Genomic DNA, 17,491 nt, shown 5'->3' on the forward strand with positions numbered 1-17,491 from the left:
ACCCATGACCGAAACCCTTCCCGAGACCGGCGACGACCTGTTCGCCGGCCAGCCGGTACGCGTCGTCGAACGCGACGGCGTGCGCTACACCCTGCTGGGCACCGCCCATGTCTCCCGCGCCAGCGTCGAGGCGGTGGAGAAAGCCATCGACAGCGGTCGCTTCGACGCCGTGGCCGTTGAACTGGACCCGCAGCGCCTGCAGGCACTGAGCGACCCGGACACGCTGGCCAAGCTCGACCTGGTCGAGGTGATCCGCAAGGGCCGCGTCGCCCTGTTCGCCGCCAACCTGGCCCTGTCCGCCTACCAGCGCCGCCTGGCCGAACAGCTCGACATCGAGCCGGGCGCGGAACTGAAACGCGCGGTGGAACTGGCGCGCGAACGCGACCTGCCGGTGCACCTGATCGACCGCGAGGTCGGCCTGACCTTCCGCCGGGCGTCGCAGCGGCTTGGGTTCTTCGGCAAGCTGAAGCTGGTTGCCGGGCTGGGCGCCGGCCTGTTCTCGTCCGAGGAAGTGGGCGAGAACGAGATCGAAAAGCTCAAGCAGGGCGACATGCTGGAATCGAGCTTTGGTGAGTTCGCCAGCGAGAGCCCGGCGCTGTACGAGACCATCATCGGTGAGCGCGACCGTTACATGGCCACGCGCCTGCGCGAGGAGCACACCCCGCAGCAGCGTGAAGTGCTGGCGGTGGTCGGTGCCGGTCACCTGGCCGGGCTGGCGCGCTACCTGGAAACCGATACCGAGGCACCGGCGCCGCTGCGCGCCGAGCTGGAGGCGGTGCCGAAGAAGCGCAACATCCCGTGGTTCACGCTCGGCATCCTGGCGATCGTGGCGACCGGCATCGGTGTGGGCTTCTACCGCGGCGGCCTGGGCGTGGGCACCGAGCTGCTGGCGACCTGGGCAATGTATACCGGCGGCCTGGCGGGCCTGGGCTGCCTGCTGGCAGGCGGTCACCCGCTGAGCATTCTCACCGCGATCGCGGTGGCCCCGTTCAAGCCGTTCCGCCTGAGCATCCCGACCGGCGCATTCTCGGCGCTGGTGGAAGCGCGCCTGCGCAAGCCGGCCTACGAGGACTTCCTGAAGCTGCGCGACGATGCGCAGAGCCTGAAGGGCTGGTACCGCAATCGCGTTACCCGCGTGGTGCTGACCTTCATGCTGACCAACATCGGCAGCATGCTCGGCCTGTGGCTGACCACCTTCAAGGTGTGGGGCAAGGTGGCGGGGTAAGCCTCTCAACCGGCCACAGAATCTGTAGCGCCCGAGCCCATGCTCGGGCGACGCGGCGACGCGGCGAGCAGAAAAAAAGGGGGAGACCGCCCCACTACGACCGGCCTCCCCCACACCACAACACGTTGGCGCGCATTACAGCCGGGCAGCGCCCGGCTCCATCCTCTCCAGCCCGCGTGCACGGCGGATCAACCGCGTCACGGCATTGCGCAGGTCATCGAGCACCGCATAGATCGTCGGCAGGAACAGCAGGCTGACCACCGTCGAGAACGCCAGGCCGCCCGCAATCGCGCGCGCCATCGGCGAATACTCCGGGCCATTGCCGAACATCTGCGTATCGGTCAGCGAGATCGGGATCATCGCCAGGATCGCCGTGCCCATGGTCATCATGATCGGGCGCAGGCGTTCGCGTGAGCCTTCCACCAGCGCCTGGGTGCGGCCCATGCCGCTGCGCCGCAGGTTGTTGATGTGCTCGATCATCACGATGCCGTTGTTCACCACCACGCCCATCAGCACCAGGATGCCGATGAAGGACATGATCCCGAACGAGGTGCCGGTGATCCAGAACAGCCAGAACACGCCGAAGATCGAGAACAGCACTCCGCTCATGATCGCCGCCGGGAACAGCAGCGACTCGAACACCGCCGCCATCACCACGTAGATCATCACCAGTGCGATCAGCAGGTTGAACACCATCTGCTGCATCGCCTCGTCGTCGTTGCCGTAGTCGCCGCCGTCGAAGGTGAAGCCATAGCCGGCCGGGAAGTTCATCGGCTTGAGCACGGCTTCGATCGCCTTGCGCCCGTCCGGCGCGGTGACCTTCTCGGCCAGGTTGGCCTTGATGGTCAACGTGGTCTGGCGGTTGGTGCGGCCGATCTGGGTGGCCGACGAACCAACGTCCACGGTGACCAGGCTCAGCAGCGGCACGCTGCGGCCATCGCCGGTGCGCACGCTGAAACCGGCCAGGTCTTCCGGGCTGCTCTGCTCGGCGCCGGCAAAGCGCACCCACACCGGCACTTCGTTGTCACCGCGGCGGAACTCGCGCATCGGCGCGCCGCGCAGCGCCAGGCCGACGAAGCTGGCCACCTGCTCGGCATTGAAGCCGAACGCTGCGGCACGCTCGCGGTCGACGCGCACCTTCAGCTCGCCGCCCTTGTCGCCGTTGTCGATGCGCACGTCACGCAGCTCGGCACGCTGCGCCAGCAACGGCACCACTTCCTGGCCGATCTCCTGCAGCATCGAGCTGGAGTCGCCCACCAGCTGCACCTGCACGCCCTGGTTGCTGCCGCCACCGCCATCGCCGCCCTGGTTGCCGACGAAGTAATCGGTGCGGGCCGACTTCGGCAGGCCCTTGCGCAGTTCCTCCTGCAGCGACTTGATGTCCTTGGCGTACTTTTCGTCCAGGGTGACCACCGTGGAGCTGCCTTCCTGCTCGCTGTACCAGGAATACACCTGCTTCACGTGCAGGCGCTCGCGGTTCTGGTCGATCCAGTTCTCCACCCGCGCCACTTCCTCGGACATCTGGCGGTAGGTGTAGGCGCCCTTCCACATGTAGCCGATGAAGATGTCCTTGCCACCCTCACCACCGAACATGTCGACCTTGGTCAGCTTCATCGGCACCAGGCTGACCAGCACCACGAGCAGGATGCCGAGCAGGCTCCAACCGCGGTGATGCAGTGACCAGTCCAGCAGCTGCGCATAGCGTCGCTGCAGGCGCGCGATCAGGCCGGTCTGCGAGTGCACCAGCTTGGGCGTGGCCATGCGCGCGGACAGCATCGGGATCAGGCTGACCGCCACCAGCCACGAGGCCAGCAGCGAGACCGAGATGGTGATCGCGATCTGCGCCATGAAGATGCTGATGTTGTTGGTCTCGCCGAACAGGTTCGGCACGAACACGATGCAGTGGCACAGCGTGCCGGCGCTGAGCGCGATGGCCACGTTGCGGGTGCCGATGATCGAGGCCAGCCGTGGCTGCCCCGGCATGCGCTCGCGCTCCTGGTAGATGCTCTCCACCACCACCACCGCGTTGTCGACCAGCATGCCGACGGCCAGCAGCAGGCCCATCATGGTCAGGATGTTGAGTGTCACCCCGACGAAGTACATGAAGCCGAGGGTGATGGTGAAGCAGATCGGAATAGCCAGCGTCACCATCAGCGTCGACGGCCAATGGCGCAGGAAGAAGAACAGCACGGTGACCGACAGGATCAGGCCGACCGCGCCGGCCTCGGCCAGCTCCAGCAGCGAGGACGTCACTGCCTTGCCCTGGTTGTCGATCACCTTGATCTGCACGTCGCGCATCGACGGCTGCGCGCGGATCGCCTCGACTTCGGCCAGCGCTGCACGCGAAACGTCCACCAGGTTGGCGCTGCGTTCCTTGAAGATGTCCAGGCCCACCGCCGGGTTGCCGTCCAGGCGGCGCCCGTAGTTCATCCGCGCCGGCTTCAGGCGGACATCGGCGATATCACCCAGGCGCAGTCCCTTGGCGTTGATCACCAGGTCGCGCATCTCCTGAAGGTCGGTGATCTCGCCTACCGGCTGCACGCGCACGCGCTGGCCGTTGTCGTCGATCTGCCCGGCCGAGATCGAGAAGTTCAGCGTGCGCAGGCGCTCGCTCAGCTCGTTGATGCTCAACCCATGCGCGTTGAGCCGGTTCGGATCGATGGCGATCTCCACCTCGTTCGGCGGCGCACCGGTGATATCAACGCGGGCCACACCGGGAATACGCTCGATGCGCCGTTTGAACTCACGATCGAGCATGTCATAGGCGGTGGTCAGGTCGGTGGTGCTGGCCAGCCGCACCTTCAGCACGGGCTGGTCGCTGCTGGACCACTTGAACACGTTGTAGCGCTGCAGGTCGTCGGGCAGGTCGCTGCGGATCGCGTCGATACGCTCGCGCGCGTCCGACGCGGCAATGGCGATGTCGCGGTCCCAGTCGCTGAACTCGATGTAGATCAGCGCCGCCTCGGAGGTGGCCGACGAGCGCATGCGCTTGATGCCGGTCATCGTCGCCAGCGATTCCTCGACCGGACGGATGATGGTCCGTTCCACTTCTTCCGGGGTCGAGCCGGTGTAGGGAATCTGCACGAACAGGAACGGCGCGGAGATGTCCGGCAGCGCCTCCAACGGCAGTCGGAACGAAGCGATCAGGCCGATCACCACCAACGACACGAAACACATGATGGTGGTGACCGGACGGCGGATGGAGAACTCGGCAACACTCATGCCGGTTCCTCCACACCCGCTGTGCCGCCCTCGTCGCCATGCAGGCCCTCACCGGCGTGCTTGCGGCCGCGCTCACGGTAGTAGGCGTCGCCGCGACGATCCATCAGGTCGTACACCACCGGGATCACCAGCAGCGTCAGCAGCGTCGACACCAGCAGGCCACCGATCACGGTGATCGCCATCGGTGCACGCACTTCGGCGCCCTCGCCCATCGCCACCGCCAGCGGCAGGAAGCCGAACAGCGTGCACAGCGTGGTCATGATGATCGGCCGCAGGCGCGAGCGCGCACCCTCCACCAGCGCCTCATGCTTGGCCACGCCGGCCTCGCGCAGCTGGTTGACCTTGTCGATCAGGATGATCGCGTTCTTGGTGACCAGGCCGACCAGCAGGATCAGGCCGATGAACACCACCACCGAGATGGGCTTTCCGGTCAGCATCAGCGCCAGGATCGCGCCGACCAGCGCCAGCGGGATGGTGAACAGGATCACGAACGGGTGCAGCAGGGATTCGAACTGCGAGGCCATCACCAGGTAGACCAGGAAGATCGCCAGGCCGAAGGCGAAGATCAGCGACTTCGCCGCCTGCGCCAGTTCCTCGCCCTGGCCGCCGATGTGCAGGCCGACACCCGCGCCCAGCGGCTGCTCGGCCACCATCTGCTGCACTTCGCGCATGGCGGCGCCGAGGTCGATGTCGCGCAGGTTGGCCGATACCACCGCGACCCGGGTCTGATCGGCACGATGGATCTCGCTGGGGCCGGTGGTGGCGACCACGTCGGCCACCGCGTCCAGGGTCACCGGGCGGGTGCTGCCCGGATTGACGATCAGCCGGCGGATGCTCTCCACGCTGGCGCGGTCACCTTCCTGGGCGCGCACCAGCACGTCGATCTTGCGGTCACGGAAGCTGTAGCGGGTGGCGACGTCGCCACGCACCTTCTTCACCACCACGTCGGCGATCTGGCGGGTGGTCAGGCCCAGTGCACCGGCGCGCTCCTGGTCGAAGCGGATCTGGATTTCCGGGAAGCCCTCTTCCACCGTCGACTTCACGTCGGCGTAGTGGGCGTTGCCGCGCAGCATCGCCGCCAGGCGCTGGCCGGCCACTTCCAGGGTCGCCATGTCCTGCCCGCGCAGTTCGATTTCCAGCGGCGTGGAAAAGCTGAACAACGCCGGCCGCGCGAAGTCGACCTGGGCACCCGGGTGCTGGCTCATGGTGCCGCGCAGGCGCTCGGTGATCGCCGCTTCAGTGTGCGCATTGCCGCCACCTTCCATCACCACGGTCAGCTTGCCGATGTTCTCGCCGCTTTCGGTCGGGCTGGCATCCAGCCGGGTGCCGCTGCCACTGACGCCATACAGCGAGGCCACGCCTTCGCCCTTGCCATGCGCCAGCTGCAGCTCGCGCACCAGCGCATCGGTCTGCTTCAGCGGCGTGCCGGCCGGCAGCTTCACCGTCATTTCGAAACGGTCCTGCGCCAGCTGCGGGATCAGATCGGCGCCAAGCATCGGCACCAGCGCCATGGTCGCCACGAAAATGATGGCTGCCACGCCCAGCACCTTGCCGGGATGCGCCAGCGCACTCGGCAGCAGGCGCAGGTAGCCTCGCTCGGCGCCTGCATAGGGCTTCATCGCCAGGTCGCTGGCCTTGCGCATGACCGGGCCGACCACCGCGACCACGCCGCGCCACAGGCGCACCACGAGCCAGGCCAGCGCGTAGAAGCTCCAGCGCACGCTGGCGAGCACGCCACGGCGGCCCAGTGCAACCGGCTTCTGCCAACGCTTCTGCGGCTGCCATGCTGCGTTCGGCGCCTCTTCCGGGAACGCCAGCGGCGGCCGCCCCTTCAGCGAGCTCAGCATCGGGATCAGGGTCATCGACACCAGCAGCGAGATCGCGATGGCGATCGCCACGGTCAGCGCCTGGTCGCGGAACAGCTGCCCGGCGATGCCATCGACGAACACCAGCGGCAGGAACACCGCGATGGTGGTCAGGGTCGAGGCGACCACGGCCATGCTCACTTCACGGGTGCCGGCAATCGCCGCCTGCAGGATGCCCAGGCCACGCTCACGGGCCTTGGCGATGCTCTCCAGCACCACGATCGAGTCATCCACCACCAGGCCGGTGGCCAATGCCAGGCCACCCAGCGACATCACGTTCAAGCTCAGGCCGAGCTGGCCCATGAAGAAGAACGTGGCGATGATCGAGACCGGCAACGACAGGCTGATCACGAACGTACTCCAGCCATCGCGCAGGAACAGGAAGATGATCAGGATCGCCAGCAGGCCGCCGATCACGGCATCCTTCTTGACGTCGGCGATGGCGTGCTCGATGAAGCGCGACTGGTCCTCGATGGTGGTCAGCTCGACATCGGACGGGAACGTGCCCTTGATCTGCTCCAGGCGCTTGCGCAGCGCTTCAGCGGTGGACACGGTGTTGGCGTCGCCTTCCTTGTAGATGGCCAGCTCGACCGATTCCTTGCCGCCCAGGCGGATGATCGCTTCGCGCTCCTTGTAGCCCTGGCGCACGGTGGCCACGTCCTTCAGGCGCACCGGCACGCCGTTGGCAACCACGCTGGAGCCACCACCGGACGACGCGCTCTGTGCCGCCGACGCCGCCGCGATGGCGGCCGCCGAACCGGTCGACGCGGCGATGTTGAACATCTGCTGCAGCGCCGAGTCCGCGGCGCTGCCATTGGCGGCCTGGGTGGTCACCAGCAGGTTGCGGATCTCCTCCAGGTCGGCGAACTGGTTGACGGTACGCACCAGGAAGCGCTGCGAGCCCTCCTCCAGGCGGCCGCCGGAAATGTTGATGTTCTCGTCCTTCAGGCGCTTGATGACGGTGTCGATCGGCAGGTTCAGCTGGGCAAGCTTCTGCTGGTCGATGTCGACCTGGATCTCGTCCTCCAGGCCGCCGCCCACCTTCACTGCCGCCACACCGGTGACCGGCTCCAGCTTCTTCTTGAGGTCTTCATCGGCATAGCGGCGCAGGCCGGTCAGCTCGCGCACCGCATCGGCATCGCTGGTCGGCGCCGTCTTGTTCGACAGCACCAGGCGCATGATCGGCTCGGTTGACGGATTGAAGCGCAGCAGCACCGGGGCCTTGGCCTCCAGCGGCAGGTTCAGCGCTTCCATCTTGTCGCGCACCTCCAGGCTGGCCTGGTCCATGTTGGTGCCCCAGGCGAATTCCAGCACCACGTCGCTCTGGCCGGTGCGCGAGACCGACTTCAGCTTGCGCAGGTTCTTGACCACGCCGACCGCTTCTTCGACCGGCTGGGTGATCAGGGTTTCGATTTCAGTCGGCGCTGCACCGGTGTATTCGGTGCGCACGGTCAGCGTCGGGTAGCTCAGGTCGGGCAGCAGGTTGACCTTGAGATTGCCCAGCGCGATCAGGCCGAACAGCAGCAGCGTGACCGTGCACATGGCGATGGTCACGCGGCGGCGGGTGGCAAACTCCACCAGGCCGCCGCGCATGCCGGCGGCGGCGCCGTCGCTCGCCGGCGAGGCACCGTGGTCGTGGCCCGGGGCGGTCATTGCTTGCTCCCGGCCTTGTCTGCGGGCTTGGCGGCCGCAGCGACCGTCTTCGCCTTCGGATCGGCAATCACCTGCACCGTTGTGCCGTCGCGCAGGGCGACCTTGCCGGCGGTGACCACCTGATCACCGGCCGCCAGGCCATCACGGATCTCCACCCACGGGCCCTCGGCGTAACCCAGCTTGACCGGAACGCGTGCGACCTTGCCTTCGCGCACGCGGAACACCGCCGGCTCACCGTCGTCGAGCAACGCCAGGCGCGGTACGACCAGCGCATCGGCACGCTGGTCGTAGTCGATGCGGATGCGACCGAACATGCCGGGCTGCAGCGCGTGTGCGGCGCCGTCGAAGGCGCTGACCACGCGAAACGTGCCGCTGCCCGAATCCACCACCGGCGCGATGCGATCAACGGTGCCGGTGAAGCTCTGCCCCGGCAACGCGTCGGCCGCCAGCGTCACCGGCTGGCCGGCGCGCAGGGTGGCCAGTTCACGCTCGGGCACGTTGAGGGTGGCTTCCAGCCGCGAGTTGTCGACGATGCGGAAGATCGGCGTGTTGATCTGCACGAAGTTGCCGGTCTTGATCGAGCGCGATGCGATCACGCCGGAGATCGGCGCCACCACCGTGGTGTAGGACAGCTCCAGCGTGGCCAGCCGGTACTGCGCACGGACGTTTTCCAGGTCGTAGCGCAGCTGGTCGACATCGGCGGCGCTGACCATCTGCTGGCCGACCAGCTTCTGTGCGCGCTGGTAATTGTTTTCCAGCTTGCGCATCTGTGCTTCGCTCTGCGCAACGGCCAGCCGTGCACGATCCGGGTCCAGCCGCACCAGCGGTTGGCCGGCGGTGACCCGCTGCCCTTCCTCGACCAGCACCGCCAGCGCCACGCCGGAGGTCTTGGCGACCACCTGCGACTCGGCGCGTGGTTCCAGCGCGGCCGTGCCGGTGTAGCTGGCCGCGACGGCACGATGGCTGGCCACCGCCACTTCGACCGGGACTGCGTCGACCTTCTTCTCCTCCTTGGTCTCGGCAGCCTTGGCTTCGGAATTGGGCCCTGCGGCGCAACCGCCCAGCAGCAGGGAGGTGGAGATCAGCAGTGCGGCAGCGCAGATTCCGCTGCGACGGCCGGACAGGAAGGTTGGGTGCGACATCGTCGGGTCCCTGAAGGATGCGTGGACAGGTGTGGTAGCAAAGTAATGCACCACTTCACGGCAACACCATATCCCAAAGGTCATGGTGCCTTCACGCCGCCGGTCGGCCCGACCCCATTTCAGCTAGATGAAACCTGAGGCTATACTCGGGTCGTTCCGTACCCCACGCCGGAACGACCAGACCCGAATCCCCGGAAACGACACCATGCGCCCGCAGCCGCTCGCCGCTTGTCTCGCTCTGGCCGTCCTCCTGCCCCTTGGGGCCGCCGCACAGCCCGCTCCTGCTCCTGCCACACCCGCCCCGGCCCCGGCTCCCGCCGTTGCGCCAGCGCCCGCCGCACCCACCGGCAACTTCGACAATGGCCGCGTCCTGGCCTACACCTGCCAGGGCTGCCACGGGATCACCGGCTACAAGAACGCCTACCCCAGTTACCGGGTGCCGAAGATCGGCGGCCAGACCCAGCAGTACCTGGCCCAGGCCCTGACCGAGTACCGCCAGGGCAAGCGCCGGCATCCGACGATGCAGGCGCAGTCGATGAGTTTCAGCGAACAGGAGATCGCCGATCTCTCTGTTTACCTGTCCACCGTCAAGTAAGGCCCGCCCATGTCGAAAGCCGCGCATCCGATGCGTCACGCCATCGCCCTGTCCGTTGCCCTGCTGCTGGCCGCCTGCTCACAGTCGCAGGTGGAAAACAGCGAAAAATCGGCCGCCGACCCGGGCCATGCCAGCGGCGAGCACGGTTCATCGTCCTCCGCCGGCCTGCCGGCAGGTCGCGAGGCCGCCGGTGAAGCCCGCGCCAAGGTGAAGGGCAAAGCCACCAACCAGAGCTGCATCGACTGCCATGGGGCCGACGGCAATGCGCCGATCGATCCGACCTATCCGAAGCTGGGTGGGCAGTACGGTGACTACCTGGCGCACGCGCTGCAGGCCTACCGCGCCGGTGACCGCCAGCATGCGCTGATGACGCCGCAGGCGAAGGACCTGAGTGATCAGGACATCGCCGATCTGGCGGCGTACTTCGGCAGCCGGCCGAGCCAGCTGCGGGATCTGCACGGGGTCAAATGACGGCCGGCCCCCCGGTCGGTGCGGACCGTCGGTTGGTGGGTGCGGACCGTTGGTCCGCACAGGTTCCGGATATCCACGCATGGCGTGGATCTGCTGAGCCGAGCGTGGGCTCGGCTCTACATCAATCGGTGCGATCGCTGGCGCCGGTCAACGCTCAGCCTTCCAGCTCTTCCCAGCGCGCGTAAGCGGCATCCAGTTCGGCCTGCACCTTGGCCAGCTGCTGGGTGTGCGCCGTCACTTCAGCACTGCTGCGGGTGTAGAACGATGGGTCGTTCATCGCCGAGGTCAGCCCTTCGACATCGCCTTCCAGCTTCTCGATGGTCTTTGGCAGCTGCTCCAGCTCGCGCGCTTCCTTGTACGCCAGCTTGCGCTTGGGGGCTGCGGGAGTCGCGGCCGCAGCAGCGGCCGGTGCAACAGTCGCCGGCTTGGCAGCCGGGGCCGCGGCAGGCGCAGCCACGCTGGCCGCATAGCGCTGCCAGTCGCTGTAGCCACCGACGTACTCGCCGATCACGCCGTCGCCTTCCATCACCAGCGTGGAGGTCACCACGTTGTCGATGAAGTCACGGTCGTGGCTGACCAGCAGCAGCGTACCGGTGTACTCGCCCAGCAGCTCTTCCAGCAGCTCCAGGGTTTCCACGTCGAGGTCGTTGGTCGGTTCGTCCATCACCAGCAGGTTGGACGGCTGCGCGAACAGCTTGGCCAGCAGCAGGCGGTTGCGCTCGCCACCGGACAGGCGGGTGATCGGCGCACGCGCGCGCTCGGGGGTGAACATGAAGTCCTGCAGGTAGGCATGCACGTGCTTGCGCTTGCCGTTGAACTCGAGGAAATCGCGGCCTTCGGCCACGTTCTCGATCGCGCTCCAGTCTTCGCGCAGCACCGCGCGGTACTGGTCGAAATAGGCGATCTGCAGGTTGGTGCCCGCATTGACCTCTCCCTTGGCCGGCTGCAGTTCACCCAGCAGCAGCTTCAGCAGCGTGGTCTTGCCGCTGCCGTTGGGGCCGATCAGGCCGATGCGGTCGCCACGCAGGATGGTGGTGGTGAAATCGCGGACCATGGTGCGCTCGCCGAAGGCGAACGAAATGTCCTTGACGTCGATGACCTTCTTGCCGGAGCTGACGCCCTGCGCGGCTTCCATCTTGACGTTACCGCTGAGGTCGCGGCGCTGCGAGCGTTCGGTGCGCATCGCCTTGAGGCGGCGCACGCGGCCCTCGTCGCGGGTACGACGGGCCTTGATGCCTTGGCGGATCCAGACTTCTTCCTGCGCCAGCAGCTTGTCGAAGCGGGCATTTTCCTGCGCCTGCGCATTGAGGCGTTCCTCGCGGCGGCGCTCGTAGTTGGCCCAGTCGCCCGGCCAGCTGGTGACCTGGCCGCGATCGATCTCGACGATGCGGGTGGCCAGCGCACGCAGGAAGCGGCGGTCATGGGTGACGAACACCACGCTGCCGCTCCAGCCCTTCAGGAACGCTTCGAGCCAGTCGATGGCTTCGATGTCCAGGTGGTTGGTCGGTTCGTCCAGCAGCAGCACGTCCGGGCTGGAGACCAGTGCACGGGCCAGCAGCACGCGGCGCTTCATGCCGCCGGACAGGCGGCCGAATTCGGCATCGCCGTCGAGGTCGAGCTTGGTCAGCGTTTCGCTGACGCGCTGGTCCAGGCCCCAGCCGTTGGCGGCGTCGATCTTGGCCTGCACGTTGCCGAGCGCTTCGCCATCGAAGACCTCGGCATGGCTGAGATGGTGGAACTCGGCCAGCCACTGGCCCAGTTCACCGAGACCATCGGCAACGACGTCGAACACCGAGCCGGCGGCGCCGTGTGGCACTTCCTGCTCCAGGCGGGTGACGCGCACGCCCTGCTGCACGCGGACTTCGCCGTCATCGGGCTTGTGGTCGCCGGACAGCAGCTTGAGCAGGGTGGATTTGCCGGCGCCGTTGCGGCCGATCAGGGCGATGCGTTCGCCCGGCTCGATCGACAGTTCGGCCTTTTCCAGCAACAACGGGCCGCCGACGCTGAAGTCGACGTTCTGCAGAGTAATCAGAGGCATCCGGATATTGTACGGGTTGGGGGCGTCGGCCGGGTTGCACCCGGCACCCGCGGTAGTGCCGGCCGCTGGCCGGCAACCTCAACGGCAACGTCAAAAGCTGGTTTCCTGTGGGATGGCGGGATGGGTCCGGTCGCGGGGGACGCCGTAAACCCGTCCCTGGGGGCTTGGCCGCGGCATCCATGCCGCGGACACCCCCGCAACCGGACCCATCCCACCTTCGACAGATTCCTGCAATCTGTCGGAACTACATTCTGCTCTGGTGGGTGTCGACCTTGGTCGACACGGTAGATCCACGCCATGCGTGGATGAGCGCTACAAGAAGGGTCGATGGATGGAGTCGACTGGAAATCTGATGGCTACCCCACCTCCCCCAGCAACGCCTGCAACCCCGGCAGCCATTGCTTGCCGGGGTGGCGCACCAGCCACAGGGTGCGCTGCAGGGCCGGCAGCGGAGTCTCGAGCACGCGCAGGCGGCCCAGGGCCAGCGGCTCTTCCAGCGCGTGGCGCGACAGGCAGGCCAGGCCGAGGCCGGCGATGGCGGCCTGCTTGATCGCTTCGGTATTGCCCAGCTGCAGGGTCTGCGCGAAGCCACGCAGGTGCGGCAGCAGGGCCTGTTCCACGGCTTCGCGGGTGCCGGAGCCAGGCTCACGCAGCAGCCAGCGTGCGCGGCGCAGTTCATCCAGCGACCAGCGTGCGCGGGCATCGGCGGCAGCCACGATCACCAGTGGGTCCTGCTGCCAGGCGGTCACCTGCAGGCCACGCTCATGGCACGGGCCTTCGATCAGGCCGGCGTCGACGTCCAGGCGCTGTACCGCGGCGACCACGCCGGCACTGTTGTCGATGCGCAGATCGACCTCGGCCTGCGGCGCCTGCCGCAGCAGTTCGGCGATGCGTGGCGGCAGCAGGTAGTTGCCGATGGTGGTACTGGCGGCCAGCACCAGCCGCAGCGGTGCGCCCTGCGACGGGTCGCCGCCGGCGGCCAGCTGCCGCTCCAGATCGGCGGCGTTGACCAGCAAGGTGCGCGCCGGCTCCAGCAGCGCGCGGCCGTGCCCGTTCAGCGCCAGGCGGCGGCCGATGCGGTCGAACAGCGGGGTGCCGAAGTGCGCCTCCAGCTCCTGCAGGGCGGCGCTGCTGGCCGACTGCGAGAGCGCGACGGCCTGGCCGGCGGCAGTGGTGGTGCCATGGTCGGCGATGGCGACGAACACCTGCAGCTGGCGCAAGGTCAGGCGCACGGAATGTACCCGCTTTATAGGTAGGTTTCACCCATATTATTCGTTTTACAGGTCAGTGACACAGGCGCACGCTTGGCCCATCACTCCAGTCCTGTCGCGCCATGAACGCCACCGCTCTCTCCTCCTGGTCCCTGCCCGCCCTGCGCCAACGCTGGCAGCCTCGCCTGCCCGGCCTGCTGCTGGTGGGCCTGATCGCGGCGGCGTCGCTGTACCTGGCCCAGCTTCCCTGGCTCCAGGCGCATGGCCTGAGCGCGCTGACCGTGGCCATCGTCGCCGGCATCGTGGTCGGCAACACCCTTTACCCGCGGCTGGCGCCGAGCAGCGCGGCCGGTGTCGGCTTCTCCAAGCACTGGCTGTTGCGCGCCGGCATCGTGCTGTACGGCCTGCGCCTGACCTTCCAGGACATCGGCCACGTCGGCGTGGCCGGCGTGCTGATGGACGTGCTGGTGGTCGCCAGCACCTTCGGGCTGGCCTGCTGGCTGGGCATGCGCGTGTTCAAGATGGAGCGCGAAGCGGCGATGCTGATCGGCGCCGGCAGCGCGATCTGCGGCGCGGCGGCGGTGATGGCCGCCGAGCCGGTGGTGCGCGGCCGCGCTGCGCAGGTCACCGTCGCGGTCTCTACGGTGGTGGTGTTCGGCACGCTGGCGATGTTCCTGTACCCGGCGTTGTATGCACTGGTGCAGTCGCACGGCTGGCTGGCAATGGACGCGCGGCAGTACGGCCTGTTCACCGGTGCGACGGTGCATGAAGTGGCACAGGTGGTGGCGGCAGGCCGCGCGGTCAACGAAGCAGCGGCCGACACGGCGGTGATCACCAAGATGGTGCGGGTGATGCTGCTGGCGCCGTTCCTGGTCGCGCTGTCGCTGTGGCTGGCGCGTGGCGGCAAGGCCAGCGCCGACGGCAGCAAGGCGCGCATCGTGGTGCCGTGGTTCGCTTTTGGTTTCGTGGCGGTGGCCGGGTTCAACTCGCTGCATCTGCTGCCGGCGGGCCTGCAGGCGGGGCTGGTGCAGCTGGATACCGTGCTGCTGGCGATGGCGATGGCCGCGCTGGGCCTGACCACCCACGTCTCGGCGCTGCGCCAGGCCGGGCTGAAGCCGCTGCTGCTGGCGCTGATCCTGTTCGCCTGGCTGCTGTTCGGTGGCCTGGCGATCCATCAGGGTGTACTGGCGGTGCTTGGCTGAGCAGGAGCGTGCCGACCCAGGTCGGCATCCACCCGTAGATCCACGCCATGCGTGGATGCCCCCCGGTGTATTCACGCCATGCGTGGATGCCCCCCGGTGTATTCACGCCCTGCGTGGATGACGACTCCGATGGGGTCGGAGCCCTTTCCTGCGGAAAGGGCTCCGACCCCATCCGATCAGGCGGGACCGGCCGCGCAGGCAGGTACAATGCGCCATGACTGACTTCTCGACCCTGCCGCTGAGCCCGGCCCTGCAGCCCGGCCTGGATGCCCTCGGCTACACCACCCTCACCCCCGTGCAGGCGCAGAGCCTGCCGGCCATCCTCGATGGCCGTGATGTGATCGCACAGGCACCCACCGGCAGCGGCAAGACCGCCGCCTTCGGCCTGGGCCTGCTGCAGGCCATCGACCCCAGCCTGATCCGCGTGCAGGCGCTGGTGCTGTGCCCGACCCGCGAACTGGCCGACCAGGTCGGCAAGCAGATCCGCAAGCTGGCCACCGGCATCCCCAACCTGAAGCTGTTGCTGCTGGTGGGCGGCGTGCCGCTGGGCCCGCAGCTGGCCTCGCTTGAAGGCCACGATCCGCATGTGGTGGTCGGCACGCCCGGCCGCGTGCAGGAGCTGGCACGCAAGCGCGCGCTGAACCTGGGCGCGGTGCGCACGCTGGTGCTGGACGAGGCCGACCGCATGCTCGACATGGGCTTCGAGGAGCCGATCCGCGAGATCGCCGGCCGCACCCATAGGGACCGTCAGAGCCTGCTGTTCTCCGCCACCTTCCCCGACAGCATCCGCGCCATGGCGCGTGACCTGCTGCGCGACGCGGTGGAAGTGACCGTGGAAGGCGCCGACCAGGCACCGGCCATCCGCCACCTGTTCTGCGAGGTGGAACCGGCGCATCGCCAGAAGGCGCTGGCCGGCCTGCTGCTGAAGTACACGCCGGAATCGGCGGTCGTGTTCTGCAACACCCGCAAGGATGTTGACGAAGTGGCCAACTCGCTGCAGCAGTTCGGCTTCTCCGCACTGGCCCTGCATGGCGACATGGAACAGCGCGACCGCGAGGAAGTGCTGCTGCTGCTGGCCAACCGCAGCTGCAACGTGCTGGTGGCCAGCGACGTGGCCGCACGTGGCCTGGACGTGGAAGAGCTGGCGGCGGTGATCAACTACGAACTGCCGACCGACGTGGAGAGCTACCAGCACCGCGTGGGCCGTACCGGGCGCGCCGGTGCCAGCGGCCTGGCGATCAGCCTGGTGGCCGGCCGCGAGAAGACCCGCGCCGACGCCATCGAAGCGCAGATGGGGCAGCCGCTGGACTGGCAGAAGACGCCGCTGGCAACCTCGCGCCCGGCCGAACTGCCGCAGGCCGCGATGCGCACGCTGCGCATCGACGGTGGCAAGACCGACAAGCTGCGCCCGGGCGACATCCTCGGTGCGCTGACCGGTGATGCCGGCCTGTCGAGCAAGTTCATCGGCAAGATCGCGATCTTCCCGACCCGCTCCTATGTGGCGATCGCGCGTGAGCAGGCCAACAAGGCCGTGGCCAAGCTGGAAGCCGGCAAGATCAAGGGCCGTCGTTTCCGCGTGCGGATGATGTGATTGAAGCAGCGTTGCCAACCACGGTTGGTAACGATCTGGCCTGGTAGCGGCCAACCTTGGTTGGCCCGTCCATGGCACCCGTCGCGAAAAGTGCTGCCAACCAAGGTTGGCAACTACCGGCTCCCGGCCATTCGCTCTGGTAGATGCCAACCTTGGTTGGCACCTGCCCTCCGATCAGAACACCAGTTCGGTGTGCAGCGGCAGGTCCGTTTCCCAGCGCGCACGGCCACCGAGGCCGTCCAGCTCGACCAGTACACCGGCGCCGACCACTTCAACGCCCAGGCGGCGCACCAGCGACAGCGCAGCGACCAGCGTGCCGCCAGTGGCCAGCACGTCGTCGATGATCACCACGCGGGCGCCGGCCGGCAGCGCATCGGCATGCACTTCGATGCAGTCGCTGCGGTATTCCAGCGTGTATTCTTCGCGCAGGACCTGGCCCGGCAGCTTGCCCGGCTTGCGCACCGGCACGAAGCCGACGCCCAGCTCCAGCGCCATCGCGGCACCGAGGATGAACCCACGCGATTCGATGCCGACCACTGCGTCCAGCTTCTGGTCGCGCCAACGGTCGGCCATCGCGGTGATCGCGCCGCGGAAATCCTCGCCATGGGCGAGCAGCGGCATGATGTCCTTGAACAGGATGCCGGGCTTGGGGAAGTCGGCGATGTCGCGCAGGCGGGAGGCCCACTGCGGAGCGACGATGGCGTCGGTCATGTCACATTGGCTATCTGATGGCGGCATAGGGTACCTGTTCCGGGCGCCGCCTGCCTGCTGGTGGTGTCCGGCCGGGCTGCGCCCGGCATCTGCGGTAGTGCCGGCCGCTGGCCGGCAACCTCAACCTCAACAGCAACTGCAACTGCAACTGCAACTGCAACTGCAACTGCCTGCATCCCGAGGGATGGCGGGGCGGGCCCGGTTGCGGGGGACGCCGTAGATACGTCCGCGTAGGCTCGGTCGCGCCATCCATGGCGTTCACGCCCCCGCAACCGGACCCACCCCGCCTTCGACAGATTCCTGCGACCTGTCGGAATTGCTCATGGGGTCAGATCCGTTTTACGAAGGAAAACGGATCTGACCCCGGAATTTCATTCGATATCTGACAGATGTGTCGACCAAGGTCGACACCTACCCACAGCCGCGGGAATCTGTCGGAGGTGGGGCGGTGTCGGAGTGCGGGGTGTCAGCCGCATGGGCCCGAGGCATGCCTCGGGCGGGTTGGGCAGGACGCCCAACCCCGGTCTTGCCGTGTGCGCAGGAAAGCGCACACGAGCAAGCGGCT

Annotated in this window: 11 protein-coding genes; 5 read left to right on the top strand and 6 right to left on the bottom strand. The window is 67.5% G+C overall.

Annotated features, from left to right (window positions below):
* Positions 1 to 4: 4 nt before the first annotated feature.
* Positions 5 to 1,225: a TraB/GumN family protein gene (locus VG556_RS03645; protein WP_014646845.1), complete on the top strand. Its 1,221-nt coding sequence runs from the start codon at positions 5 to 7 to the stop codon at positions 1,223 to 1,225.
* 135 nt (positions 1,226 to 1,360) lie between these two features.
* On the opposite strand, the gene VG556_RS03650 is transcribed toward VG556_RS03645, so the two are convergent.
* From VG556_RS03650 to VG556_RS03660, 3 genes are read right to left on the bottom strand one after another with little or no spacing between them, the layout of a single operon-like run.
* Positions 1,361 to 4,447 (bottom strand): efflux RND transporter permease subunit, encoded by a 3,087-nt coding sequence (locus VG556_RS03650; RefSeq protein ID WP_100449892.1) that lies wholly within the window; start codon positions 4,445 to 4,447, stop codon positions 1,361 to 1,363.
* Positions 4,444 to 7,965, bottom strand: a complete 3,522-nt coding sequence (locus VG556_RS03655; RefSeq protein WP_069117150.1) for an efflux RND transporter permease subunit — start codon at positions 7,963 to 7,965, stop codon at positions 4,444 to 4,446. The genes VG556_RS03650 and VG556_RS03655 overlap by 4 nt, the downstream gene beginning before the upstream one ends.
* Entirely contained in the window at positions 7,962 to 9,107 is a 1,146-nt protein-coding gene (locus VG556_RS03660; protein WP_014036886.1) for an efflux RND transporter periplasmic adaptor subunit, read from the bottom strand. Before VG556_RS03660 ends, VG556_RS03655 begins: the two co-directional genes overlap by 4 nt.
* Positions 9,108 to 9,312: 205 nt before the next feature.
* On the opposite strand from VG556_RS03660, the gene VG556_RS03665 reads away from it, so the two are divergent.
* On the top strand, positions 9,313 to 9,702 hold the full coding sequence (locus tag VG556_RS03665) for a c-type cytochrome (protein WP_014646842.1): 390 nt from the start codon (positions 9,313 to 9,315) through the stop codon (positions 9,700 to 9,702).
* A gap of 9 nt (positions 9,703 to 9,711) precedes the next feature.
* Positions 9,712 to 10,173: a c-type cytochrome gene (locus VG556_RS03670; RefSeq protein WP_005416218.1), complete on the top strand. Its 462-nt coding sequence runs from the start codon at positions 9,712 to 9,714 to the stop codon at positions 10,171 to 10,173.
* Between the two features lie 154 nt (positions 10,174 to 10,327).
* On the opposite strand, the gene VG556_RS03675 is transcribed toward VG556_RS03670, so the two are convergent.
* Positions 10,328 to 12,211 carry an ATP-binding cassette domain-containing protein gene (locus VG556_RS03675; RefSeq protein WP_100449891.1) on the bottom strand — a complete coding sequence of 628 codons (1,884 nt, stop codon included), beginning with the start codon at positions 12,209 to 12,211 and terminating at the stop codon, positions 10,328 to 10,330.
* Between the two features lie 356 nt (positions 12,212 to 12,567).
* Positions 12,568 to 13,443 (bottom strand): LysR substrate-binding domain-containing protein, encoded by an 876-nt coding sequence (locus VG556_RS03680; protein WP_014646840.1) that lies wholly within the window; start codon positions 13,441 to 13,443, stop codon positions 12,568 to 12,570.
* A 101-nt stretch (positions 13,444 to 13,544) separates the two neighbouring features.
* Here VG556_RS03680 and VG556_RS03685 point away from each other — a divergent pair, with 101 nt between their 5' ends.
* On the top strand, positions 13,545 to 14,624 hold the full coding sequence (locus VG556_RS03685; RefSeq protein WP_032960449.1) for a YeiH family protein: 1,080 nt from the start codon (positions 13,545 to 13,547) through the stop codon (positions 14,622 to 14,624).
* Positions 14,625 to 14,838: 214 nt separating this feature from the next.
* On the top strand, positions 14,839 to 16,215 hold the full coding sequence (gene dbpA, locus VG556_RS03690) for an ATP-dependent RNA helicase DbpA (RefSeq protein WP_014646838.1): 1,377 nt from the start codon (positions 14,839 to 14,841) through the stop codon (positions 16,213 to 16,215).
* A 174-nt stretch (positions 16,216 to 16,389) separates the two neighbouring features.
* Here dbpA and VG556_RS03695 read toward each other — a convergent pair whose 3' ends face one another.
* Entirely contained in the window at positions 16,390 to 16,926 is a 537-nt protein-coding gene (locus tag VG556_RS03695; protein ID WP_014646837.1) for an adenine phosphoribosyltransferase, read from the bottom strand.
* Positions 16,927 to 17,491 lie beyond the last annotated feature (565 nt).

The sequence above is a fragment of the Stenotrophomonas sp. CASM106 genome (assembly GCF_049384825.1).
Lineage (GTDB): Bacteria > Pseudomonadota > Gammaproteobacteria > Xanthomonadales > Xanthomonadaceae > Stenotrophomonas > Stenotrophomonas muris.